The organism is Burkholderia sp. PAMC 28687 (assembly GCF_001577465.1).
GTDB lineage: Bacteria > Pseudomonadota > Gammaproteobacteria > Burkholderiales > Burkholderiaceae > Caballeronia.
Genome location: NZ_CP014505.1, coordinates 2475279 through 2500681, shown reverse-complemented (window position 1 = coordinate 2500681; position 25403 = coordinate 2475279). Strand labels below are relative to the sequence as shown.

The 25403-nt window shown below is 60.7% G+C and carries 21 protein-coding genes; 9 read left to right on the top strand and 12 right to left on the bottom strand.

The window, feature by feature from the left end; all coding sequences use genetic code 11:
* Window positions 1-369: 369 nt before the first annotated feature.
* On the top strand, window positions 370-1518 hold the full coding sequence (locus tag AX768_RS11610; RefSeq protein ID WP_062000083.1) for an acyltransferase family protein: 1149 nt from the start codon (window positions 370-372) through the stop codon (window positions 1516-1518).
* Window positions 1519-1690: 172 nt separating this feature from the next.
* A complete protein-coding gene (locus AX768_RS11605; protein ID WP_155524229.1) occupies window positions 1691-2878 on the top strand; it encodes an acyltransferase family protein in 1188 nt (395 codons plus the stop codon).
* A gap of 18 nt (window positions 2879-2896) precedes the next feature.
* Here AX768_RS11605 and AX768_RS11600 read toward each other — a convergent pair whose 3' ends face one another.
* Window positions 2897-4102 (bottom strand): glycosyltransferase, encoded by a 1206-nt coding sequence (locus AX768_RS11600; protein WP_062000081.1) that lies wholly within the window; start codon window positions 4100-4102, stop codon window positions 2897-2899.
* 366 nt (window positions 4103-4468) lie between these two features.
* On the opposite strand from AX768_RS11600, the gene AX768_RS11595 reads away from it, so the two are divergent.
* Window positions 4469-5716, top strand: coding sequence for an oligosaccharide flippase family protein (locus AX768_RS11595; RefSeq protein WP_062000951.1), 1248 nt, complete (start codon window positions 4469-4471; stop codon window positions 5714-5716).
* Window positions 5716-6795, top strand: a complete 1080-nt coding sequence (locus AX768_RS11590) for a glycosyltransferase family 4 protein (RefSeq protein WP_062000080.1) — start codon at window positions 5716-5718, stop codon at window positions 6793-6795. Before AX768_RS11595 ends, AX768_RS11590 begins: the two co-directional genes overlap by 1 nt.
* Window positions 6796-6871: 76 nt before the next feature.
* Here the strand turns inward: AX768_RS11590 and AX768_RS11585 are convergent, their stop codons facing one another.
* Together AX768_RS11585 and AX768_RS11580 are read right to left on the bottom strand one after the other, a co-directional pair.
* Window positions 6872-7018 carry an MFS transporter small subunit gene (locus AX768_RS11585; protein ID WP_372237040.1) on the bottom strand — a complete coding sequence of 49 codons (147 nt, stop codon included), beginning with the start codon at window positions 7016-7018 and terminating at the stop codon, window positions 6872-6874.
* Between the two features lie 30 nt (window positions 7019-7048).
* The gene (locus tag AX768_RS11580) at window positions 7049-8446 is read right to left on the bottom strand and encodes an L-lactate MFS transporter (protein ID WP_062000078.1); all 1398 of its coding nucleotides are present in this window, start codon (window positions 8444-8446) and stop codon (window positions 7049-7051) included.
* Window positions 8447-9145: 699 nt separating this feature from the next.
* On the opposite strand from AX768_RS11580, the gene AX768_RS11575 reads away from it, so the two are divergent.
* Window positions 9146-9967 carry an alpha/beta fold hydrolase gene (locus AX768_RS11575; protein ID WP_062000077.1) on the top strand — a complete coding sequence of 274 codons (822 nt, stop codon included), beginning with the start codon at window positions 9146-9148 and terminating at the stop codon, window positions 9965-9967.
* Between the two features lie 37 nt (window positions 9968-10004).
* Here the strand turns inward: AX768_RS11575 and AX768_RS11570 are convergent, their stop codons facing one another.
* Genes AX768_RS11570 through AX768_RS11550 form a run of 5 tightly spaced genes read right to left on the bottom strand, consistent with a single transcriptional unit; the run spans window position 10005 to window position 15457 of the window.
* Window positions 10005-11120: an MraY family glycosyltransferase gene (locus AX768_RS11570; RefSeq protein ID WP_062000076.1), complete on the bottom strand. Its 1116-nt coding sequence runs from the start codon at window positions 11118-11120 to the stop codon at window positions 10005-10007.
* A 31-nt stretch (window positions 11121-11151) separates the two neighbouring features.
* Window positions 11152-12186: a UDP-glucose 4-epimerase GalE gene (gene galE / locus AX768_RS11565; RefSeq protein WP_062000075.1), complete on the bottom strand. Its 1035-nt coding sequence runs from the start codon at window positions 12184-12186 to the stop codon at window positions 11152-11154.
* A gap of 24 nt (window positions 12187-12210) precedes the next feature.
* Window positions 12211-13377: a glycosyltransferase family 4 protein gene (locus tag AX768_RS11560; RefSeq protein ID WP_082778811.1), complete on the bottom strand. Its 1167-nt coding sequence runs from the start codon at window positions 13375-13377 to the stop codon at window positions 12211-12213.
* 26 nt (window positions 13378-13403) lie between these two features.
* Window positions 13404-14204, bottom strand: coding sequence for a glycosyltransferase (locus AX768_RS11555; RefSeq protein WP_062000073.1), 801 nt, complete (start codon window positions 14202-14204; stop codon window positions 13404-13406).
* A complete protein-coding gene (locus AX768_RS11550; protein ID WP_062000072.1) occupies window positions 14201-15457 on the bottom strand; it encodes an oligosaccharide flippase family protein in 1257 nt (418 codons plus the stop codon). The genes AX768_RS11555 and AX768_RS11550 overlap by 4 nt, the downstream gene beginning before the upstream one ends.
* A gap of 523 nt (window positions 15458-15980) precedes the next feature.
* On the opposite strand from AX768_RS11550, the gene AX768_RS11540 reads away from it, so the two are divergent.
* From AX768_RS11540 to waaA, 4 genes are all read left to right on the top strand, one after another.
* Window positions 15981-17396 (top strand): phosphomannomutase/phosphoglucomutase, encoded by a 1416-nt coding sequence (locus tag AX768_RS11540; RefSeq protein ID WP_062000070.1) that lies wholly within the window; start codon window positions 15981-15983, stop codon window positions 17394-17396.
* 1159 nt (window positions 17397-18555) lie between these two features.
* Window positions 18556-19551, top strand: a complete 996-nt coding sequence (waaC, locus tag AX768_RS11535) for a lipopolysaccharide heptosyltransferase I (RefSeq protein WP_062000069.1) — start codon at window positions 18556-18558, stop codon at window positions 19549-19551.
* Window positions 19552-19758: 207 nt separating this feature from the next.
* Window positions 19759-20643 carry a Kdo hydroxylase family protein gene (locus tag AX768_RS11530; RefSeq protein WP_062000950.1) on the top strand — a complete coding sequence of 295 codons (885 nt, stop codon included), beginning with the start codon at window positions 19759-19761 and terminating at the stop codon, window positions 20641-20643.
* Window positions 20644-20677: 34 nt separating this feature from the next.
* Window positions 20678-22033, top strand: a complete 1356-nt coding sequence (waaA, locus tag AX768_RS11525; protein ID WP_062000068.1) for a lipid IV(A) 3-deoxy-D-manno-octulosonic acid transferase — start codon at window positions 20678-20680, stop codon at window positions 22031-22033.
* 30 nt (window positions 22034-22063) lie between these two features.
* On the opposite strand, the gene AX768_RS11520 is transcribed toward waaA, so the two are convergent.
* From AX768_RS11520 to ureE, 4 genes are all read right to left on the bottom strand, one after another.
* Complete coding sequence (locus tag AX768_RS11520) at window positions 22064-23245, bottom strand: glycosyltransferase (protein WP_062000949.1); 1182 nt, start codon at window positions 23243-23245, stop codon at window positions 22064-22066.
* Between the two features lie 212 nt (window positions 23246-23457).
* The gene (ureG, locus tag AX768_RS11515) at window positions 23458-24108 is read right to left on the bottom strand and encodes an urease accessory protein UreG (RefSeq protein WP_062000067.1); all 651 of its coding nucleotides are present in this window, start codon (window positions 24106-24108) and stop codon (window positions 23458-23460) included.
* A 9-nt stretch (window positions 24109-24117) separates the two neighbouring features.
* Window positions 24118-24798: an urease accessory protein UreF gene (locus AX768_RS11510; RefSeq protein ID WP_062000948.1), complete on the bottom strand. Its 681-nt coding sequence runs from the start codon at window positions 24796-24798 to the stop codon at window positions 24118-24120.
* Complete coding sequence (gene ureE / locus AX768_RS11505; protein WP_062000066.1) at window positions 24785-25402, bottom strand: urease accessory protein UreE; 618 nt, start codon at window positions 25400-25402, stop codon at window positions 24785-24787. Before ureE ends, AX768_RS11510 begins: the two co-directional genes overlap by 14 nt.
* Window position 25403 lies beyond the last annotated feature (1 nt).

Below are 25403 nucleotides of genomic sequence, written 5' to 3'. Positions count from 1 at the left end.
GGCGCAGGCGGTTAAGCACTAGTCTTCGTCGTGAATCAACGGAGCGCGGCCAGTGCGCTGCCGCATGCAACCCCTCTACACAGGGCCTGCGTTCGTTACCGTAGCGCTCCCCACCGTATCGCAATGCAACGCGCTCAAAACGCGATATGAAACCGTTGCGTGCGGCACGCCGCACTCCCTGTCCGTCAACGGCGTGATGTTGGCGGATGAAACCGGGTCAGTGGGACGAATATTCAGGGACCGCCAGATGGAAGACTCGTCGGGCGTTTTGCCTGCACATCGGGATGAAAGCCGGCACATAAGTCAGGAAATAACTACCGAACATCAGGTCGGAAACGCGGAGCAATCGCCGCAGCAAAGGGGATCACCATGGGCTTGTTCGGCAAACCACGTACACAACAAACATCGAACAGGACGATCGAGCTCGACTTCGTCCGCGGCATTGCGATCATCGCCGTGATGGGCTTTCACTTTCATTCCGTCAAGACCGGTTACTGGTTCGTCAGCGCGATCGAATATCCGCTGAAGAGCTTTGGCCGCGAGGGCGTGAACCTGTTTTTTACACTCAGCGGATTTCTCGTCGGCGGCCTGTTGCTCAAGCAATATTCCGAGCATGGACGCATCGACGCCTGGCGATTCATCATTCGACGCATCTTCAAGATCTGGCCCGCGTATTACGTGCTGATCCTGTTTCATGTGTTCGCCGGACGTCACCCCACGGACACATTCTTGTTCCAGAACCTGACCCACTTGCAGAACTATCTGGGGACGTCGATCAGCCAGACCTGGAGTCTTGCGGTCGAAGAACATTTCTACCTGTTCCTGCCGGCGTTGCTGCTCATTTTCGTGCGCTTCAAGGTGGGTGTGAATGCGATCATCGGCACGTTGCTGTCCATTTGCGGGATTGTGCTGCTGGCGCGTTGCGCGGTGGTATCGAACGGGGATGTCGATGCTGCGTTCTTCCAGACGCAATACCGCATAGACAGCTTGCTGTTCGGCGTGATCCTCGCCGCGTTCTACTGGATGAAGCCGGACGTCTACAAGAAATTCGCCGATAAAAAATGGCTGCTCCTCAGCATGGTCGCCGTGCTGGTTGCATGGCTCGTGCTGGGAACAACGCACATTGCGCTCGATGAAAGTATCGGCTTCACCATCCAGGCGATTGGTTTCACCGCTGCCATCGTGCTTGCGATCGAATACTCGAAGGGCATTCGCGACTCGCTGCTGTATCGCGGGATTGCATGGATCGGCGTGTATTCGTATGGAATCTATCTCTGGCATTCGCTGGCGCTTGCGCCCGCCGACATCCTTATCCGCAAGACCGCGGCCATGCACGTTCCGCCGCTTGCCGCGTGGTTCGTCGTACTGGCTGCGCAGTTCTGCATTGCAATCGTGATCGGCTACGTGACCACGCGTGCGGTCGAGTTCCCGTTCCTTAAGATCCGCGATGCCTTGTTCCCCGCCAAACAGCGCAAGGGCGAAATGGAAGTGCCCGTGGTGAGCACTCACGTGTCCTGAGCGTATCGACAGAAACCGCCTGGCGACCAGTAGCGCCAAGCGGTTTCCCCTCTTCGTTTTTCCGATAGTCCGAACAGCACGGGCGCCATGTCCGTGCCGCGCCAACCTGTTGCCCGACGCCGACCATGCAAGCACTTCATTACTGTTGCGCAAACGCCGCGAGGACCTGCCGATGACATCGCCCGCTCGCATTGCAGCGCTCGATGCCGGCCGCACGCTTGCCGTCATCGGCGTGATCGCGGTTCATCTCGCGCCCTGGATGGTGACGAGTCCCGTGTGGCTCGATACGCTCGCCAATCTCGGACAGTACGGTGTCCAGTGTTTCTTCGTGATCAGCGCGATCACGATTTTTTCATCGATAGAACATGACGCGCAACGTCTCGGGGCAACGCGTGAAGTGCTGCGCAACTTCTATGTGAAGCGTATTGCGCGCATCGCGCCGCTTTATTACCTCGCGATCCTCGGTTACACCAGCATCGAGTTCGCGCTGCACTTCGTGCATGGGCATATACAAACGCCGCACGATCTCTCCGATGTCTTCCTGAACGTGCTTTTCATCCACGCATGGTTTCCGTCGGCAACGGACAGCGTGGTGCCGGGCGGGTGGTCCATTGGCGTGGAGATGTTCTTCTACATGATCGCGCCGGCGCTCGTATTCGTTTGCCGCACGCTGCGTGGATTGATCATGGTTTCGCTGGCGACGGCGCTGTTCGCGCTGTCGTGCTGGTACTTCGGCGCATGCGATGGCGGTCCTGCGTGCCGCGTGGTGAACAACGAGTTCTTCTACTTCTGGCCGCCCATGCAGTTGCCGTGTTTCATCATCGGATTCTGGGTCTGGCGGCTGGCGAGGGATTATCTTGTCGGCGACCGCCAACTGTCCTCGCGTGCTTGCGCGAGGCTTGCAGCAGGCGGGCTCGCCGCATTGGTTGCATTGTTCCTCGCGGGGACAGGACGCGGTCTGGCGCATGGCGTGGCGCCGACGCTCGCTGCTCTTGCGACCGCCGCCTTGATGCTGTTGCTGACGCGCGTTCCATTCCGATTGTTGAAAGCGCCGGCGACCGTGATGCTCGGAAAATACAGCTTCGGCATCTACGTATGGCACTTCGTCGCCATACTTGTCGTGCGGGCCGTTGTGAGGCTCGACGCCGTGGATGACTTCGCCGAGGATCATGCAGTCCTGGTCTTCGCCGTATCGATGATCGCGGCCACGACCCTGGCTTACATCGGCGCAAGAATCACGGCGCGGCGCATCGAGGAACCGTGCGCACGCTGGGTGCGTGAATGGCTGGGCAAAGACCCGGCGGACCCGGCGCGCATCCGTGCAACGAGTGTTGCGGTGGACGGCACCGAAGGCGTTTGAGGCGTTCGTTTGAGGCGGTCAGGCGATAGCTTGCCGCAGCGTCTGCTTGAACTCGCTCAAGGTGTTGCGTTCGAGCAGATGCGGCGCACGTACCGCCGCTTGCGGGCGAGGTTCGAAGACCTGATCGAGCGCACTGTTGATCGATGCCACCGACAGATCCTGCACCACCGGTCCGAGCTCACCCGTACGGCAGAACCAGCCGATCAACCCATCGGCCGTTGCGATCACCGGCTTGCCGAAGCGGTATGCCTGCACGAGCACGCCGCTCATGCCGTAATGTCCTTTGTAGCCGAGCCACACGACATCGCAGGCTGAAAAGAGATCGAGTTCTTCTTCGGCGGTAACGAACCGGTCGATAAAAACCGGCGGCGGAGACAACGCAGCCGCCGACGCAAAGAACGCCCGGATTTCATCGTCCTGAGCGCCGGCGACGACAAGCGTGGGTTGATCTGCGCCTTGCCGTTGCGCCAGCGCTGCGGTGAGTTCCTGGATACCCTTGCGCTCGGTGATCGCGCCATATACGAGGACGTGCTTGCCCGCGCCCAGTCCCAGCCGCTGACGTGCAATGGCAGGCTCGGTCGCTCTTGCATCGGGAAACGGATCGGCGAGATATTGCACGGCCGCGCCGTGGTCAGCCTGATAACGGTCCCGTTGACCGGGCGTGCCCGCGCACCATTCGGTGAGCGTCGGGTCGATTGTCAGCAGCGTCTTCAACCCTTGCGTGCGGATCGCGCGCCGGAACAACTGCGCTTTCACGCCGTTCAACATGGGCTCGCGTGGCGCTCTCACGCCGACTTTCGCGTGATGGAAATTGGCGCGCATCGTAATGCCGACCCACGGCGTCGCGCCAAACGGCGAACCCGTGAAAGGCAACGCGTAAAAGAAGTAATCGATGTAAGGCACCACCACGAGCGAGACCTTGCGGCCCTGGCTTGCGACACTGAAAGCATGTTTGAAATCGCGGAAGAAACGCACGTAGCTGACTTTCGCCAAGCCTTTCCCGCTATGCGCGAGTGGCGTCACGAACTGGATTCCAAGTTCGGGCCGGTTCTCCTCTGCAATGCGTTTGCTGAGCGAATGCGCTGCATTGGCGGGATCGGTCACGATCACGCACCGGTAACCTGCTTCGCCGTAGGCGGCTGCAGCCCACTCGGCATACCGCCACCGATGCCCGGTGAAATTCGGTTCGATAATCAGCACGGTGTCCCGCCTTTCATTGGCCATGGTCTGTTTTTTTATCGGAAAACGTACAAAAGGTCGTGATGTTCGGGCGGTAAGACGCAGAACGCCGGCGTAATCGCGTGGAACATACAGTCAAGGCGCCGGAAACCCGGCGACTAATGGCAACACTAGCATTGCAGCAAGATTTGCAAGCGACAAAACGTAGGGTATTCCTCTGGCGAAAAAAGACAGTGAGCCAGCGTACATGAGGGCCGATATCAACTACGAGATGGCGCACAACACATGGCGTGGCACGTTACCTTTGCGGAAACCCTGGACCCAAGCATCGCTCATGAAAAGTCAAGTCTGGCCGGCAATCCGTTTGTCGTGCTCTAAATACAATAAACCGACCCGACGCGAGGAATGTCTGTGAGAGCAGTTCGCTTACCTTTTTCAACCGCGAGCGTGCGTTTCGACCAGGACGCCGCCATCTGGGTCCTGCTGCAGCAGATCGTCGTGCGCGGATTCGTTGCGGTCAAGTTCCTGGCGATCGGGCGCATTCTCGGACCCGCTGCCATTGGCAGCGTCAGCGTGGCGCTGCTTGCGGTCGCGATTGCCGAAGCGCTCAGCGATACCGGCCTGGCGCAAGCCGTCGTGCAGGGCCGCGAAACGCCTAACCGCTCTCAGCTTGGTGCGGTCTGGACCACGCTGGCTTCGCGCGGAGCGTTGATCGCCGTGCTGATCGTGTGCGCCGCGCCATTGATGGATTCACAATTCCATCTCGGCGGCTCGCTGCTGTTGCTGCAAATGGCCGCGCTCTTGCCGCTGATTCGCGGCGTGGCGTCGCCGGCGTATTACATCGTCACGCGCGAACGCGGCTTCATGCGCATTGCGGGCGTGGAGATGTCGTCGGCGTTTCTCGATTGCGCAATCGGCCTGGGGTTTGCGCTGAGCGGCGCGGGCGCTTATTCGGTGTTGCTCGGCATGCTGGCAGGCGAGACGTTGAAGACCGTGCTGACGTGGACCACCATGGGGCCGCGGCCGCCGCTGCGGGCATCGTGGAAAGGCATTGGACACTACGTGAACTTCAGCCGGTGGATCTGGGCCGGCAGCGTGGTCAATCTGCTGCTCAATCAGTTCGATAAAGTGATCGTCGCGAAGCTGCTCGGACCCGCGCAACTCGGCGCTTACCAGATGTCGTCGAAGCTCGCGCAAATGCTGCTTGCGGACGCAGCTATTGCCATGTCGCAATATCTTTTCCCGACGTTTTCGGCGCATCATCGAAAGGACGCGGACTTTGCAGCGCGGCTCTTTCGCCGCTATCTCGGGCTCATCGCGGGAGGACTCGTCGTGCTGGTCATCATCCTGCGCTTTGCCGCTGAACCGCTGTTCCAGATCGTGCTGGGAACCGCGTGGCTGCCTGCCGTCCCGCTCTTTCGCATCTTCGTGGTCAACATGGCGATTGGCGCAGTGATCGCGGTGCTGGTGTCGTATCTTCGCGCAGTCGGATTGCCGAAGGTCGCCACGCACGCATCGATCATCCAGGCCGTGGTGCTGCTCGCCACGGTGCCGGTAGCGACGCACATGTGGGGCGTGACAGGCATTGCCTGGGCGATGACCGGCGGCCTCGCGGCCGCGGCCGGCTGGATGCTGTTCCGAATCCTTAAGGAGGCGTGATGCGCATCCTTCATCTTGTACTCGCACCGCGACTTTCAGGCGCCGAAGTGCTGGCCAAGGATCTGGCGATTCACCAGCAAAACAGCGGTGAAACGGTGGGCATGACCTCGCTTCGGCCACAGCATGAAGACTTCACCGAGCTGCGTCGCGAGCTCGATGCGAACCATGTCGAATGCATGTTCCCCGCTGCGTCGCACGGAACGCTCGGCAAGTTGTGGCATTTGTACCAGTCGGTTAATCACTACGCGCCGGACGTGGTGTTTGCCCACGCGACCATCCCTGCGTTTTATGCGCGCGCGTTGCCAATTGCCGCGCCCGTGGTGTACGTGATGCATTCCGCGACCAATGACTTCGAGCGCGGATTGTTCAGGCGTATAGAACGCGTTTTGTCGCGGCGTGCGCGTGCGGTGATCGCGGTGTCGCCTGCGAATATCGATGATTACGTGGCCGCCGTGGGCCGCCATCCTTCAATGCAGCTCATTCCGAATGGCGTCGACATGGCGCGTTTCTCGAAAGGCCTGACCGCAATTCCCGCCGATAACCATGCGCAGATCGTGCAGATTGGCCGGTACACATCGGTGAAAAACCAGTTGCAGACGGTGCACGCCTTCAAGGAGGTGGTGAAGCTCGTGCCGCATGCGCGTTTGCTGCTGGTGGGCGTGATCGAAGATCCGGCATATTTCACGGCCGTGAACGATCTCGTGGCCAAGCTCGGGATCGGACAGCATGTCACCGTGGAAGGGCCGCGCTCGGACGTATCGGATATCTTGTTCAAGGCCAGCGTATTCGCCATGCCTTCGCGTTCGGAAGGGCACAGCATCGCGTTTCTTGAAGCGCTTGCTTCAGGCGTGCCGATCGTCGCCAGCCAGATCCGGCCTTTCAGCTTCGCGGAGGATTTCCCGGCGGTGCATCTGCTCGATCCGGAAGACACCGCGAGTTATGCGCGAGCGTTGGTGACGGCGTTGGGCGAAGGACGGGCGCAGAGACCGCTGGGCGGGCTCACACTTGCGGACACCGCGGAACGTTACCTTGCAGTGGCGCGAGAGGTGACGAGCGGGATGGCGGGGGCCCCGGCTTGAGTTGAAGAAGACTGCTAGAAGCGCTAGAAAGAGAAACGCCGGCTGATAGCCGGCGTTCTCCGTTCTGCCTACACGATCAATGAAACAGCTTCGTCGCCTGCACCAGCGTGTTGATCACGCCCCATGCCAGCGGCACGACCACGTAGATCCAGAAGACCCCAAGCAACGCCTTGTTGGTCGGCGCAGCATTGGACGAAAGATCCTGATTCATGCGAGTGTTCATTGCGTTCTCCGGTTTATCGTTGTTCTGGCTTCATTCCGACGCAAGCGCCGACGCACTCATGTGATGCTTCGCGTTCACCTGTTTTACCAGCAAGTTGCAGATGAATCCAAGCACCAGCAGCCCCGCCATGATGTGCAGCGTGGTCGTGTAGGCCTGCGCCTTTTCAACGCCATGCGCCACCTGATACGCACGGATATAGTTCACCAGCACCGGTCCTGCGATACCCGCAGCCGCCCACGCTGTCAGCAGACGTCCATGGATGCCGCCGACGAACTTCGTGCCGAAGATATCGGCAAGATAGGCTGGTACGGTTGCGAAACCGCCGCCGTACATGGAGAGGATCACGCAGTACGAAAGCACGAACAGCGCTACATTGCCGCTCTGCGCGAATTGCGGCACGAGCCAGTACAGCACGGCGCCCAGCACGAAAAACACGAAGTACGTGTTCTTGCGTCCGAGCCAGTCCGAGCCCGACGCCCACACGAACCGGCCACCCATGTTGAACAGCGACAGTAAGCCGACAAACCCGGCCGCTGCACCGGCAGTAATGGTCGCCTTGAAGCTCTCCTGGATCATCACCGACGCTTGGCCCAGCACGCCGATACCCGCCGTCACGTTGAGGAACAGCACGAGCCAGATCAGATAAAACTGGGGCGTCTTCAAAGCCTGGTCGATATGCACGTGATTGCGCGTGATCATCTTGTTGCCGTTGTCGGCAGGCGGCGTCCAGCCGGCGGGCGCCCAGTTCGCGGGCGGCACGCGGATGGCGAGCGCGCCTATCGACATGGAGATGAAGTAGACAATGCCCAGCACCACGAAGGTCTCTGTCACGCCGTTGCTCGTCGCGCTCTTGAAGTGGTTCATCAGCGCAACCGACGCGGGTGCGGCGATCATCGCACCGCCGCCGAAACCCATGATCGCCATGCCGGTTGCCATGCCGCGGCGGTCCGGGAACCATCGGATGAGCGTTGAAACCGGAGACACGTATCCAAGCCCGAGCCCGATTCCGCCGATCACCCCATAGCCGAGATAAACCAGCACGATCTGATGCAAATGGATGCCGAGCGCCGCCACGAGGAAGCCGCCGCCAAAACAGCAGGCGGCTGTAAACATGGTGCGTCGCGGGCCGACCTTCTCAAGCCATTTGCCCGCAAATGCCGCCGACAGACCCAGGAACACGATCGCCAGCGAGAAGATCCAGCCGAGCGTGGTCAGCGACCAGTCGTCGGGCGCGGACTCGGTGATGCCGATCACGCGGGTGAGCGGCGAATTGAAAACCGAAAACGCATACGCCTGACCGATACACAAATGCACCGCAAGCGCGGCGGGGGGCACCATCCAACGAGAAAATCCGGGTTGTGCGACGGTCGCTTCTTTTGAAAAGAAACTGGGTGACGGGTGAATAGGGTTATCTGAGCGCGTGCTCATTTTGGTCTCCAACTTGGTTTAATGCGCGGTTTAACGTTTGCTTTTTTTATTGCATGGCTTACCAAACAAGCGGGCGAAGGTGCCGAATTGTCTGGTCGATCGTCGCAGGGCGATAGAAAGCGGAATAGACGAGGAATGCAAAGAAAATAGGCTTGGACTTTTCATAATGTATACGCGGGCGAGCGCTACTGTCACGATAGATAAGCCGTGGAATCAACGCAATAGGATATGTTCAGACATAAGTGTTTGTACTGATAAGGCAAGCCCTGCTTTCGGCTGTTTTTACGATATTGGCTAAACAAACGCGTTAGGGTTTTCCAAAAGGCGCCGGTAAAAAAAGCTTGATATCGATTTCACGCAAAAATCCGGTCTGGTTAAGAGCCTCGATTAACTCCAGCAAAAACAATTATTTTTCATTCGGGGAGCGCGTATCAGGAGTCGTCCGCTCATGCATCCCAATTGATTTTGCAAGTCTTTTCACCGACACGTTCCTGCCGTAACCTGAGGCACTTCGCGCCGCGCACGGCGCACCTCCCGGACACTGATCAACACCAAGACGCCGCACGAGCGGCGCACTTTTGTCGCATGACGAGGACGTACGAATGCCTTTGCAGGTCCCTCGCGTTGCGCACACCAAGGCGGCGATTCTCAACGTGGACGCAACGCGCAATCTCAATCTCACCTTAAGGAGCACGTTCGATGAGCACGATCAAGACGAAGGACGGCACGGAGATCTTTTACAAGGACTGGGGGTCGGGCAAGACGGTGGTGTTTTCGCATGGCTGGCCGCTGGATGCGGACGCGTGGGACTCGCAGATGCTCTTCCTGGTCCAGAAGGGGTTCAGGGTCATTGCGCACGACCGGCGCGGCCACGGGCGGTCCGGCCAGCCGGCGCAGGGCAATGACATGAACACGTACGCCGATGACCTGGCCGCGGTCCTTGATGCGCTCGACGTGAAGGACGCCATGCTCGTGGGCCATTCCACCGGCGGCGGCGAGGTTGCGCATTACATCGGGCGTCATGGGACGGGGCGGGTATCGAAGGCGGTGTTGATTGGCGCCGTGCCGCCGCTGATGCTGAAAACCGAAGGCAATCCGAACGGCGTGCCGAAGGAGGTGTTCGACGGCATCCGTGCCGGCGTCGCCGCCGACCGGTCGCAGTTCTACAAGGACCTGGCGCTGCCTTTCTTCGGTTATAACCGCGAGGGCGCGAAGAAATCACAGGGTGTGATCGATTCGTTCTGGGCGCAGGGCATGCTTGGCGGGATCGTGGGGCATTACGCGTGCGTGCGCGAGTTTTCGGAAGTGGATTACACCGAGGACCTGAAGAAGATCGACGTTCCCACTTTGATCCTGCATGGCGATGACGACCAGATCGTTCCTATCGACACAGCCGGACGCATGTCAGCGAAGATCGTGCCGAACGCCACGCTCAAGGTCTATCCGGGCGGCGCGCACGGCATGTGCGTGGTCGAAGCGGACAAGGTGAACGCGGACTTGCTGGAATTTGCATCGAGCTAAAAGACACGCGCCGGCTGGAGAGCCGGCGCATTGCGTGTCATGGCTTGTGCTTCACCGGATGCGTGCGGCGAAACACCATCCATCGCGGCGACTTGAATCTGACAATGCTCACGTACAGCCACACATACGTGAATGCAAACACCACGACAAAGCAAAACAGGTGCACCGTATGCCGCCAGAACAGCGTGGCGGGAATCACGGCGACCAGGCACAGCAACCACAAATACGGCGATGTCAGCGAGTTGCGTCGCGTGAGCTCACGTGCGTTCTGCGCGCCGACGGCCCATCGCATGAGGCGTTTGTACACCAGCATGTGCAGATGAACGCCGTCGGGAATGCCCGGAGAAATGCCGCGAATGAATTTTTTCCGGTAGATCGAGAAACACGTCTCGAAGATCGGATACATGAAGAGCAGCACGGGGAACCACGCCGATACATCGCGATTGCGCATCACGAGCATGATCGACAATTCGGCGAGCATGAAGCCGATGAAATACGCGCCGCCATCGCCGAGAAAGATCAGGCCCGCCGGGAAGTTCCAGATGAAAAAGCCCATCACCGCGCCCATCATGATCAACGAAGCCGACAACACGATCGGATCGTGGACCTGGAACGCGACGTACGCGAGCGAGGCGAACATCATGAATGCGACCATCGATGCAAGGCCGTTGAAGCCGTCGATGATATTGATCGCGTTCGCCAGCGCCGCTACCGCAATCACGGTCACGAGGCACGAGATCACGCCGTAGGTCAACAGGAAGTCGAGCGGCGGCACGCTGATACGCGTCACCGCAATGCCGAGCAGGAAATACGCGAGCGCGGCGGCGGCCATGGTGCAGACCAGGCGCACGACGGGCGTCACGCGCTTGGTCAGGTCTTCGATGAGCCCCGAAAAGAAAGCGGGCAAACCGCACGCGACCACGGCAAGAATCCCGCTCGATACAGCCGGATAGCTCCATCGAAGCTGCACGGCAGAGACGGCAAGCCCCAACAGTATGCCGACGCCGCCAATGCGCGGCACCGACCGCGCGTGAAACTTCTGCACGCCGGTCATATCGGTGTCGCCGGAGATGCCTTCGTGCAAATGTGCAAACCGCACGATCAACAGCGTGATGAACAGCGAAACCAGAAAACCGAGCGCGAAGCTAAGCATGAAAAATAATCACTAAAAAGAACGGGACGGGTCAGGCAAAGCCCTTCGGATTCTGCGACTGCCAGCGCCAATGATCGGCGCACATCCGCTCGATGCCATGTTCAGCCTGCCAGCCGATCAGTTCGGACGCGGCGGCGGGGTTCGCATAACACTCGGCGATATCGCCCGGACGGCGCGCTACGAGCTCATACGGCACCGGCTTGCCCGACGCCGCCTCGAACGCCTTCACCACGTCCAGCACGCTGTAACCGTGACCCGTGCCGAGGTTCACAACGAAGCTGCGGTCGAGCGATTGCAGTGCATCGATGGCCTTGATGTGGCCGCGCGCCAGATCCACCACATGGATGTAATCGCGCACGCCGGTGCCATCGGGCGTCGGGTAGTCGCTGCCGAAGATGCGCAGTCGTTCGAGCTTGCCCACCGCAACTTGCGCTACATACGGCATCAGGTTGTTCGGCACGCCGGCCGGATCTTCGCCGATCAAACCGCTTTCGTGCGCGCCGACCGGATTGAAATATCGCAAGGTGGCGATGCGCCATGTCGGATCGGAGAGTTCCAGGTCACGCAGGATCTGCTCGGCGATCAGCTTCGACTGGCCGTAGGGGTTGGTCGCTGAAAGCGGAAACGATTCGTCGATAGGCACGCTCTTCGGCATGCCATACACCGTCGCCGACGAGCTGAACACGATCTTCTTCACGTTGCGCGCACGCATCGTGTCGAGCAGCACGAGCAGGCTGTCCACGTTGTTGCGGTAATACTCGATCGGCTTAGCGACCGATTCGCCCACCGACTTCAGCGCCGCGAAATGGATCGCGCCGGTGATTGCATGTTCGTCGAAGATGCGGGCGAGGGCGGATTCGTCGCGGGCGTCCGCTTCATAGAACGCGAGTGTCTTGCCGGTGATCTGCTCCACGCGCTTGAGCGATTGCGCGTTGCTGTTCACGAGGTTGTCGATCACGACAACGCCGAATCCCGCATTCAGCAATTCCACGCAGGTATGCGAGCCGATAAAACCTGCCCCGCCGGTCACGAGGATGGTGCCTTTTTCGTTGGTTTGTTCAGTCATGAGTGTCGCTCCCGGAGGTGCTTTTTAGAGTGAGACGCCGGTCGCCGAGAATCCGGTAATCGCGCGTATTGTGCCTTTATAACGTTCGACGACGCCGTTTTCATCGAATTCCCGCGTGACCTTGGCGCGGCCCGCCGCGCCCATTTCGGCGCGCGCTGCATGGCTTGCGAGCAGCATGCGTTCCAATTGTTGCGTCAGGCTGTCCGGGTCTTTCACTTCGCAGAGAAAACCGGTCACGCCGTTTTCAACGACTTCGCGGCAACCGGGGACATCGGTCGCAACAATCGGGCGGCCCATCGCCGATGCTTCCATCAGCGTTCGCGGCACGCCCTCGCGATACGACGGCAGGACCACGCAATCGGCGTTGCCGATGAACGCGCGGACATCGGTCGCTTCGCCGAGATAATCGATGACGCCTTCGCGCTGCCACGCCTGGACTTCGTCGAGCGTGATCGCGCTGGGATTGTCCACGCCGGCCGGCCCGAGCAACTGGAAGCGCGCGTAAGGATATTTCGCGCGAATCCGGCGCGCGGCTTCGACGTATTCCGCCACGCCTTTATCCCACAGCAGGCGGCCAATTAAAACGAAAAAAAAGCCTTCCGTCTGCGGGTTGGCGCGCGGTAGCGGCTGGAAAGCGTATTCGTCGAGATCGACGCCTTCGCCGTGCAGAAGTCGCGCGCGTTCGGGCTTGACGAGCAGGTTTTGATCGATGAAAGCCTGACGATCGTCCTTGTTCAGGAACCAGACTTCGCGCGGAAAGCGGAACGCGAACCTGTAGAGTTTCTTCGCGATGTTCGCCGTTCCGCTTTGCTGGATGAACACGTAGCCGAGGCCGGTGGTCACGGCTATGGAAGGAATGCCCGCGAGCTTCGCGGCGATCGTCCCGTAGATATTCGGCTTGATCGTGTAATGGAAGACGATCTGCGGACGCGTTGCACGGTATTCGCGATACAGCGCGGCGAGCGTCCTCAGGTCATCGCGTGGATTCGTTCCCTTCGACGCCATGGGCAGGTCGACACACCGGCAGCCCATTGCTTCCATCAGCGGGAACGTGCGGTCGCGCGGCGCGATGATCGACACTTCGGCGCCCTGTTCGATCAACATTCGCAGCAAACCGCGCCGGTAGGTGTAGATCGCCCAGGCGGTGTTGCAGACGAGGGCAATGCGAAGGCGGGAGGTCTCTGCGTTCATTCTTTCCATTTAAAAAAGGCGTTGTTTCAAGCACCGAGCAGGCGTGTTTTCAGGGAACGCAACGCGCGATAGGGCAACACCAGGTGCGCCACGTTCTTCGCCACGCCGATCCAGTCCGGCAGGTTTGTCGCACGCAAATACTTCATCTGGAGCCGCAGCGTGGACCACACTTGTGTCCGGCGTCTGGTCGCGCTGATGCCGTGTTCATTGAGTTCGTAATACACGCCGAATTCGGGGAGATTTGCGCCATCGTGATGTTGCAGAAGACGCAGGATCAGATCGAGGTCCTCGGCCGCCCGGTATTGTGCGCGGTAATTGCCTGCGCCGATCACGGCGTCCACGCGCAGCATCAGCGACGGATGCGTGAAGCACGAACGCATCAGCATGACACGCCGGATATCGGCGGGTCCGGTCGGCGGCTGCAAGTCGAAGAGCGGCGCGCCTTCCATGTCGACCACGTGCGTCCACATGCCTAGTACGGCCGTTTGCGGATGCGTTTCCATATGTTCGCGCTGCTTTTCGAGCCTGTATGGCGTCGCGAGATCGCCCGCATCTATACGCGCCGCGTATCTGATGCCGCGCGCAGCCAGCGCATCCATGCCCGCCTGCAATGCCCGCTCGATACCGCCATTGCCCGGCATGCGCAGCACTTCGACCGTCATGTTAGCCACCGCAGGCGCGACGATGGGCGGGAGGCTGCCGTCATCGACAATCAGCACCCGCACCGGCGCGCGTTCGCAAAACGATGCGAGGGTACGCTCCACATCGTGCTGCGCATTGAACGCCGGAAGCAGCACGGCCACATCGTCGAGAAAAGGCGTGCTCATGTCTGCAGCCGGAAGCGGATGTAGTAAAGATTCACCAGTGCCGCCGCAAGATATCCCGCGGCGAGTCCGACCAGCGCACCGTAGCTGCCCATGCGCGGAATCGCGATCAGGTTGACGATTGCCGCGACCACCAGCGCCAGCAGCCACTTCGCGAGCAATACGAACTTCGCCTGGTATTTGAGCACGACCAGATTACCAATCGCTTCGATACCCGCTGGCAGCGAGAGCCAGACGGCCCAACGGAAGATATCGATGGAAGCCGTGTACGCCGGCCCGAACACATGCGAAATGATGAACGCTGCAAGCAGATCGAGGATGATCGCGCCGCAGATCATCAGCACGGCGGTCATTGCGAAAAGCCGCATGATATTGCGCTTCAATTGCAGGGCATCGCTCACCTTGTAGACAAACGCCGGCGCGATGGTCTGCGCGAGCATCAGCGCGAGCGCGATCCAGTTTTCGTTCAGTTGCTGCGCGGCGGAGTACACACCGAGATCGGCGAAGGAGATATGGCGTTCCAGCATCAACCGGTCGAGTTTCATGAACACCGACATGCAGATCAGCCCGAGCCAGAACACCGTGCCGGCGCTCGCGAAATGCTTGAAGAGCGACCGGTCGAGATGCCAGCCCAGCGTGCCGCCATTGCGGCGTATGTAATACAGCAGCAATACGCCGCCGATAGCCGCCGATTCCAGCGCCCAGAGCCAGCCGAAACGCGCCGGACTTGTGGCCGCGCGCACCAGCAGGAACACGAGGCCAGCCTTCAGGATGGCCGTGACCATACTGGTCAGCAATTGCGGCTTGCTGTACGTCATGCTTTGCAGCCACGCGTTGATCACGCCCACGAACGGTTCGCGAAACAGCATGGTCACGGCGAGGCCGGCGAGCATCGCGCCGACGAGCGGATCGGTGAACCCTGCCGCAATGCCGATCCACGTCAAGACGAGCGCCGCCGCCGAGATGCCGATCCGCAGCACAAACGCACTGCCGAGCACGGTGCCGATCTGCTTCGGATCGCGATGCACGATAGTCGGCACGAGGATTTCAGCGCCGCAGACCCACGTGATCGGCGCGATCACGAGCAGGAGCGTGTTCGCGTACTGCCATTTGCCGAAGACATCAGGGCCGAAATAGCGCGCGAGCAACCCGCTGATGCCGATCGCCACGGCAATCTGCGTAAGCCGTTCAAGCCCCAGCCAGACGATGTTCGCGAGCGCGCGGGCGACGTCCGGGTTCGATATCCGTTTCAGCATGCGTGGCGGGCGCTCGCCAATGGCTTGATGGAAGTGTCAGGCACAGGCATGCGAATTGCTGGCATCGTCCGATGGTGCAGACCGTCATTCAGGCTTTTCAGCCATCCTTCAAGGCGATTGCCGCCACCTTTGTTGTTCGTTATGAAAAAGCGTCGGAGCATTGGATTAGAATATTTGCGCAGGTTCGCATGACCTTGCAGACGCGGAACGTGTCCGGGCGGCCCGGGTTTCGAAAGATTGCGATTATAGGTGCGAACAGTGTGCGCAAACGCGTGGTCCGATACCGCCCGCTCGTGTTATACAGGCGCGTTTGACGAACTCGACCGCGAACGGACAGGCGGTCAGGGCGCAGGATGAACCGCCCGGGCCAATTTCTTTCGTTATTTTTCGCGCTCCGTCCGGGTATCGTTGCCGGGCCGGTAAAGAGCAGGATTCAAGCAGGTCTGTATCAGAGGGTCTTCGTGACCCGGGACGCTTCGGGATGCCCCGGAACCATTTCAATTATTAGTCAGGTAGCCATTCCATGAGCCAGTCACCGCAAGCATCAGTTACCCAATCCATTTTCAAGGCTTACGACATTCGCGGGATCGTGGGCAAGACAGTCGATGCCGGCGTTGCACGCAACATCGGCCGCGCGTTCGGCAGTGAGATCCGCAAACTTGGCGGCGACTCGGTCGTCGTCGCGCGCGATGGCCGCTTGTCCGGCCCCGAACTCGTCGGCGCATTGGCTGACGGCCTGCGCGAAGCGGGCGTGGATGTGGTCGATGTCGGCATGGTCCCGACGCCCGTCGGTTATTTCGCGGCCAGCGTGCCGCTCGCGCTGCCGTCGGGCGAGCGCAGCGTGGACTCGTGCATCGTCGTGACGGGCAGCCACAATCCGCCGGATTACAACGGCTTCAAGATGGTCCTGCGCGGCGCCGCAATCTACGGCGAGCAGATCCAGGCCTTGTATCAGCGCATCGTGAATGACAATTTCGAAAGCGGTGCCGGCACATACACCGAATACGATATCCAGCAGGTTTATCTCGACCGGATCGTGAGCGACATCAAGCCGGTCCGTCCGATGAAGATCGTCATCGACGCCGGCAATGGCGTCGCCGGCGAGCTCGCGCCGCGTTTGTTCAAGGCGCTGGGTTGCGAGATCGTGGAGTTGTTCACGGACATCGATGGCACGTTCCCGAATCACCATCCGGATCCGGCGCATCCGGAGAACTTGCAGGACGTGATCAAGGCGTTGAAGGAAACGGACGCGGAGATTGGTTTTGCATTCGATGGCGACGGCGACCGTCTGGGCGTTGTCACGAAGGACGGGCAGATCATTTATCCGGATCGTCAGTTGATGTTGTTTGCGCAGGAAGTGTTGTCGCGCAACAAGGGTGGGCAGATCATTTATGACGTGAAGTGCACGCGCAACCTGGCGAAGTGGGTGCGCGACCAGGGTGGTGAGCCGGTGATGTGGAAGACGGGACACTCGCTCGTGAAGGCGAAGTTGCGTGAGACGGGTGCGCCGCTGGCGGGTGAGATGAGCGGTCACGTGTTCTTCAAGGATCGCTGGTACGGCTTCGATGACGGCCTTTACACCGGCGCGCGGATGCTGGAGATCCTGTCGCGGGTGGCTGATCCGAGCAAGTTGCTCAATGACTTGCCGAATTCGCTGTCTACGCCTGAGTTGCAACTGAAGTTGAATGAGGGTGAGAACTTCGAGTTGATCGGCAAGATGCAGAAGAACGCGAAGTTTACCGGCGCGGACGATATTGTGACGATCGATGGGTTGCGGGTCGAGTACCCGGATGGGTTTGGACTTGCACGGTCGTCGAATACCACGCCGGTGGTTGTGATGCGGTTTGAGGCGGATAGCGAGGAGGCGCTGAAACGGATTCAGGAAGATTTCCGTCGGGTGATTTTGGCGGAGAAGGCTGACGCTCAATTGCCGTTTTGATTTTGCTGGCGCTGGTGGACCGGGGTGGTCTGCTGGCGCTTTTGGTTTGGGGTGGTGTTGGGTTGCTGCTATTTGCGCTACCGCGCGGTTTGTTCTGGCTGTTCTTTTTTGCACTGTTAGCCACTGTCCGTGGCGGGATCTCATTTCACGAGTTATGCGCTGGCGTTCGGGACAGTGTTCTTTGCGGTCGGGGTTGATGCCGGGTTGCTGCTTTTCAGGCTACTGCGCGGTTTGTTCTGGCTGACTTCTTTAGCACTATTAGCCACTGTCCGTGGCGGGACTTCATTTCACGAGTTATGCGCTGGCGTTCGGGACAGTGTTCGTTGTGGTCGGGGTTGATGCCGGGTTGTTGCTGTTTAGGCTACCGCGCGGTTTGTTCTGGCTGACTTTTTTAACACTATTAGCCACTGTCCGTGGCGGGACTTCATTTCTTTTTCCAACGGCGAAAAAGAAACGAAGCAAAGAAAACGCCTCTCCACCGATGGCACATAAGTGTCCCGAGCGTGCAGTTCCGGACTGTTTGGTACTTCACAAGAACGCTCGACGCCGCAATCTAGAACACTTGAAACCCTCCCCCTCCGTAAACGGCAACCCACACGCTTCGCCACCAGTGTGGGAATCCTCTAATTAGGCTTCCGCGCTGCGCGCGCTGACGCTCAAACGCAGGGGTTGGCTGTACTGGTGACGAAGTCTTGGGCTAGTTCAAGATGTTGTAGGGCCGCTATGGGCTCAACCCGTTGTTTTACGTGGGCGAGGTTTCCGTATTGACTGCCACAGTTACTGGTGGCGAAGCGTGTGGGTATCCGTGTTCGGAGGGGGAGGGGTTCAAGTGTTCTGAATTCCGGCGTCGAGCGTTCTTCTGACGTACCAAACAGTTGTCACTGCACGCTCGGGACACTTAAGAATTAGCGGTTGGGAGGCGTTTTCTTTGCTTCGTTTCTTTTTCGCCGTTGGAAAAAGAAATGAAGTCCCGCCACGGACAGTGGCTAATAGTGCTAAAAAAGTCAGCTAGCAACGAACGCGCGGTAGCGTAAGAAGCAGCAACCCAGCATCAACCCCGACCGCCACCCCCCCCCCAAGCCCTCCGAAACCCCAAAAACCCACCCCCCACCCGAGCGCCAGCGGTAAACTCCGCCCAATCTCAAATTCCTCATCCAGCGTGCAAAAGATCTTGATCATCCGGGTGTCATCCCTCGGCGATGTCGTCCACAACATGCCGGCCATTGCCGATATCCGCCGCCGCCACCCCGACGCGCAAATCGACTGGCTGGTCGAAGAAAGTTTCACCGGCCTCGTCGAACTGGTCGAAGGCGTGCGCCGCGCCATCCCGTTTTCCCTGCGACGCTGGCGCAAACGCTTCTTCTCCTTCGATAACTGGCGCGAAATTCGCCGCTTCCGGCAAACACTCGCAGCCGAAAACTACGATCTCGTCATCGATTGCCAAGGCCTCATCAAGACCGCCTGGGTCGCAAGCTGGGCGCGCGGCATACTCGTCGGCCTAGGCAATCGCACCGACGGCGCCGGCTACGAATGGCCCGTGCGTTTCTTCTACAACAAACGCATCCCCATCGAAGCCCGCACGCACGTGGTCGAACGCACCCGCCAACTCGTGGCCGCCGCGCTCGGCGACCCGCCACCCGAAGCCACGGACAACATCGAGTTCGGATTGAATACCCGGCGCGCGGCGCTGGCCTTGTCGCAAGCAGACCTGAACCTGCCGGTGCCCTACGTGGTATTCGTCCACGCCACGTCCCGCGCCGACAAACAATGGCCCGACACCGCCTGGATCGAACTCGGCCAGTCACTGATCCGCCGCGGAGTATCGATTGTGTTGCCCTGGGGCAGCGACGCCGAACGCGAAACGAGCGAGAAACTCGCCAGGGAGTTCGGTGCGGCGGCCGTCGTGCCGCCGAAATTGTCGCTGCCGGCGGTGGTCGGGCTGATCGATGGCGCCGCAGCCACGGTCGGCGTGGACACCGGACTCGTGCACATCGCGGCGGCGCTCAAGCGGCCGACCATCGAGCTGTACAATTTCTCGACCGCCTGGCGCACAGGCGGCTACTGGTCGCCGCGCGTGGTGAATCTCGGCAGCGCCTCCCAGCATCCGACCTTGCAGCAAGTCAAGGCGACGCTCGCAGGGTTCGGGTTGTTGTAAAGCGCGTGTTGAAACGTCGCCGTGATACGTTGCCCCGAAACGTTTGCCTTGGTGGCATTGAAGGCAGCCCCTTTGAGGCCCATCAAGCTCTGACGTTTCATGCAGCGAGTTTTGCGGCCGGTTTGAGCGAAAATGCGGCTCACTCGTCGAATGGAAGCGCGTTTCCAGCTTGACCGTTCCCTCGCTCATCCAAACAATCGAAGGCTCATGACCGAATCTCAAATCATCGAAGTCGTTTCCGCCGACTGGCAGGGCCAACAGCTCTCCGTGCCGCGCGAAGCGCTGCTGGCCGGTGTCGAACGCGGCAAGGTGCTGTACTTTCCAAACCTGGCGTTTGCGATCGAAGGTGGCGAGCGCGCGCTGCTCGACCCCAAGGTCGCCGATCCACAACGCAAGAACATCAGCCTCGCGCCCAACGGCGGCGCGCTCGTCGGCGTGCTTGGCGACGCCGTCACGCAATCCGCCGTGCGTGCGCTGGTCGCGCGCTATCAGGCGAACGCGCGCTCGCTCGTGGATGGCCTTTTTCCCGAATATCGCGGCAAGCTGCGCGTGGCGCCGACAAGTCTGCGGCTGCACCAGGTGGAAACGCGCGAGACGTCGTGGCGCAAGGACGACAGCCGTCTTCACGTCGATGCCTTCCCGTCGCGGCCCAATTACGGCGAGCGCATCCTGCGCGTGTTCACGAATGTGAATCCGGATGGCGCCCCGCGCGTGTGGCGGGTCGGCGAGCCGTTCGAAGACATGGCAAAGCGCTTTTTGCCATCGATAAAATCGCCGGTTCCCGGCTCCGCGTGGCTCATGAACCTGCTGAAAATCACCAAGACACCTCGCAGCGAATACGATCACCTGATGCTTCATCTGCACGATTCAATGAAAGCGGACCTTGGTTATCAAAAGACTTCGCCGCAGCAGGAAATGCCGTTTCCGCCCGGCTGCGTCTGGGTATGTTTCTCCGATCAAACCTCGCACGCCGTAATGGCCGGCCAGTACATGATGGAGCAAACCTTCTTCCTTCCGGTGAACGCGATGGTGCAGCCTGAATGCGCGCCGCTCGGCATCTTGCAGCGCCTGAAGGGAAGGGCGCTGGTTTGAGCGCCGCCCGGCTTCAGTCCTCGACGGAGCGCCGATGCTGAGGCTCGTGTATCGCGCGCTATGGTGGATCGTCGCGCCGCTTGCCGTACTGCGGCTTTTGATCCGGTCGCGGCGGGAGCGTGGGTATCGCGAGCATATTGGCGAGCGGTTCGGTTTTGGCCCCGCGCGTCGTGGCGACGATCCTTCGCCGCTGATCTGGGTTCACGCGGTATCGGTGGGCGAGACACGCGCGGCGCAACCATTGATCGAAGCGTTGCAGCGCGCGTTTCCCGACGCCCGCATTCTCCTCACGCACATGACGCCGAGCGGTCGCGCGACCGGCGAGCAGTTGTTCGGCGAGCGTGTATCGCGCAGTTATCTTCCCTATGACTCCCCGTCGCTCGTGCGGCGGTTTTTGCGCGCGTGGCGGCCATCGATTGGCATCGTGATGGAGACGGAGGTCTGGCCGACGCTCATCGATGAGTGCAAGCACGCCGGCGTTCCACTGGTGCTGACGAACGCGCGGATGTCGGCGCGTTCGTTCAAGCGCGCGGCGAAATTCGGCACCGCAACGCGCGAAGTGTTCGGCGGTTTCACGCGGGTTCTGGCCCAGACTTCTTCCGACGCCGAACGCCTTGGCGCGCTGGGTGCGCGCAACATCGCGGTGCTCGGCAACCTCAAGTTCGATATGTCCGCACCGCCCGAACTCGCCGCACGCGGCCATGCGTGGCGCGCGGCGATCGGCGGCCGGCCGGTCTGGGTGGCGGCGAGCACGCGCGAAGGCGAGGAGGCGCTGGTCCTGCAGGCGTTCACCGCGCTGCGAAACCACGTGCCCGATGCGTTGCTGATTCTCGTGCCGCGTCATCCGCAACGTTTCGATGAAGTCGCCGCACTGATCAACGGCGCTGCGCTGACCCAGGCCCGGCGCTCGACGTGGGCGGGACGGGCGACCGCGGCCGGATCGGGTATCGATGCCGCGCCGCCTTTGCCCTTGGACATCAACGTCCTGCTCGGCGATTCAATGGGCGAGTTGGGCGCGTATTACGCGGCGTCGGATGTGGCGTTTATTGGCGGGAGTTTGCTGCCGTTGGGCGGGCAGAATTTGATCGAAGCGTGTGCAGCGGGGGTGCCGGTGTTGATTGGGCCGCATACGTTCAACTTCACGCAGGCAACCAACGATGCGATCGCGGAAGGCGCGGCGTTGCGTGTCAGCGACCCGGCAGCACTGGCGCGTGGCCTGCGCGATCTTTTCACCGATAAACCCCGCCGCCTGGCAATGAGCGCGGCGGCATCGGCATTCGCGGCGAAGCATCGCGGAGCGACGGCGAGGACGGTGGATGCGTTGGGGGTGTTGTTGCGGGCAAATGCCGAGGAAGCAGGAAACGGCTTTTCAATACACGATCCGGCGTGAAGCACGAGCCGGCGGTTGCTGACGCCGAGGCTAACGCCTTCCCGCCAGCAACCGCTCAAGACACGCCACAAACCGCTCGTTGCTGGCTTCGAGCCCGTAGTCCCGCGCGCGCCCCGACGCCGCGCGCATGAAGCCATCGCGTAGCGTGTCGTCCAGCAGCAGACGCGACATCGCCAGCGCCATCGCGTCGATATCGCCGATGGGAACCAGCAAGCCGAACTTGCCATCGTCGAGAATCTCGCGTGGTCCTGTCGGGCAATCGGTGGAAATCACCGGTTTTCCGAGCGCCAGCGCCTCGAGCAGGACCATCGGCATGCCTTCGTAGCGCGAACTCAGCACCAGCGCGCTCGCGCCCGCGACCACCGCGTGCGGATTGTTCCGATACCCCGTGAAGTGCACGCGTTCCCCCACGCCCAGCTCAGCCGCGAGCGCTTCCAGCTCGGCGCGAAAGCCGCCATCGCCCACGATCACGAGGTCTTCCTTCAGCGCGCCTTCATGGGTCGCGGCAAGGCGCGCATACGCACGCAGCAAGGTGCGGTGATCCTTCTGGATCTCATCGAGCCGCGCCACCGAAACTATGTACGGCCCGGGACATGGCGGCGTTTCCCGAGCGGCGGCGTTCTCGCGAATCCGGTCGATATCGATGGCGTTCGGCAGCACGAACACGTTGCGCAGATGTCCGTCGAAGAGCGCGGTCGCTTCTTCAGCCATGTGCCGGTTCAGCGCCGCAATGCCGTCGTAGCGGCCGTATTGGGCCAGCATGCGCTTCATTTTCCGGCGCCGGCCGCCGAGCCGGGCATCGAAACTGAAGTGATTCACCCCAAGCCACGCCGTGCCGAAGCGGCCGGCAAGCCGGCGCAAGGACATGTCGAAGTCGATGATGATGTCGTTACGCTGCGCCAACTCGGCCACGCGCGCTTTCACGTACGGACGCACGGCGAGCGTGTTGAACACATCGCGCCCGACGCGGCCAAGCTTGCTGAGCGTATGCGCGTAGCGGCGCTTTTGAAAGGTATTGAGCCAGGGTTTGTCGGTCAGGATCTCGACGGCTACGTCCGGTGGAATCTGCGCGCGAAATCGCTGCTCGAACGCAGGCGATGTGAACATCACCGAGAGCGTCACCGCATAGCGGGCGCGCTCGAAGATGCGTAACCATTGCATCAGCGAAGTCTCGATGCCGCCGTCGTTGAAATCCGCGACATGAAACAGCACGGAAACGCGGCCCGAAGACTGTTCTGCGGCCTTGGCAGGCGCGGAAGAGGCCACGGAAGCGCGTTCCAGTATCACGGCGGTGTCGGCGGGACTGTCGATCGGAATTCTCCTAGTTGCTGGCTACGGCCATAGGAATAATGAAGGCAATATCCTAACGCACTCGACATACCCGACGCAGTTTCCCCGCGTCCCGGACTTGCCCATGCCGGGGTTCAAACCTTCAACAATCCCTTCTTTTCGATAAAACTCACCACCTGATCGAGCCCGTCGAGCGCTTTCAGGTTGCACATCACGAAAGGACGTTCGCCACGCATCTTCTTGGCATCGGAGGCCATGATGTCGAGATTTGCGCCCACGTAAGGCGCGAGATCGATCTTGTTGATCACCAGAAGGTCGGATTTGGTGATACCCGGGCCGCCTTTACGGGGGATTTTTTCTCCGCCGGCGACATCGATTACGTAAATGGTCAGGTCCGACAATTCCGGACTGAACGTGGCCGCGAGATTGTCTCCGCCCGATTCGATAAACACGATATCCGCGTCCGGAAAGCGCTCGATCATCTGGTCGACGGCTTCCAGGTTGATCGACGCGTCTTCACGAATGGCGGTGTGCGGGCAGCCGCCCGTTTCCACGCCCATGATGCGTTCGGCTGGCAACGCGCCCGCCACCGTGAGGAGTCGCTGATCTTCTTTGGTGTAGATGTCGTTCGTGATGGCGACGAGGTCGTATTTTTCGCGCATCGCCTTGCAGAGCATTTCGAGCAGCGTGGTCTTGCCCGAGCCGACCGGGCCGCCCACGCCTACGCGCAACGGCGGCAGTTTTTTGGTGCGGCGTGCCGCGGCGGAATAGACAGGTGCGTTCATGGATTTGAGCTAGGAGCGGAATAAGCGCGAGTATTGCGACTCGTGACGTGCGGAAAGAATGCCGAGTTGCGGCGCAAAGGTGTTGATTTCGTCGGGCGAGGTCGCGAGCGCCCGCTGGACTGCGGTTTCAATGGGATCGCGCAGCGCCACGATGATCCGTTGCCCTGCGATCTGGCCGAGCGGCACGGCTTTCAACGCTGCTGCCGCCTGATTCTCCACCCACGCAAAGGCGTAGGCGGCGAGGGTGGCGTCGGGCGCGGCATCGTGGGCATAGGCGGCGAACGCGAATGCCGTTGGCTGCGAGACCGGCTTGATCGCGTTGAGCGTGGCGAGGCGCGCGGCGTCGCCCCATTCGAGTTGCGTGCACAACTGCGCAAGCGACCAGCCCATTTGCTGCGTCTCGCGGCGCAATTCCGCCGATTCACGGCTGGCGAGGAATTCTTCGTCGGCTTGGGTGAGTGCGGCGGCGTCGTGCGTCAGCCAGCGGTTCATCTGATGCGCAAGGAACGGGAGTTCGCCGCGCGCCAGCACGTTCGTCAGGCCGCTTGCAATCCAGTCGCGGGCGCTGTCGCCATCGTGGATAAAACCATGTTCTATCGCCGATTCCAGACCCTGCGAATAACTGAACGCACCGATAGGCAACGCCGGCGACGCCAGGTGCAGAAGCGCCGTGAGTTCAGCGGTGCGCATGACCGTGGTCGTGCCCTTCATGGCCTTCATGCCCGTGCGAGCATTGCGAATGGTCGCCGTGATCGTGCCCATGCGCGTGATCGTGCGAGTGGCCGTGATGTTCGTCGAAAACTTTTTGCGCGAGCGCATAGTCTTCCACGAACGTTTCGTCATGCCCGTGCTTGTGGCCGCCGCCATACGCGCCCGTTTCCGGCTGGAACTGCGTCAGTGCGTGATCCACCTGCGCGCCGAGGCGCTTCAACATGTCTTCCAGCACCGGATCGGCTTCCAGTTTCAATTGTCCCGCAGCCACTTCCACCGGCGTGTGGCGATTGCCCAAGTGGTACGCGGCACGCGTGAGCGTGACCGGGTCGTGCGCGTGAACCACCAGCACGTCTTGCGGAGCGGCGATCACGCGAACCAGACCGCCATCGTCGGCAACGAGGATATCGCCGTCGCGCAGTACCGTGCCGCGCGGCAGCACCAGCGCCACTTCCTCACCGTTGTCCAGCGTGGCGGCGAGGCGGCTTTTGCAGCGGTCATCGAAGGTGAGGGTGAGCGTCGGCGCGCGCTTGATCAGCGGCGCAGCCAGTTTCGCTTCGATACGTTTGTCGATCGTGCGCATT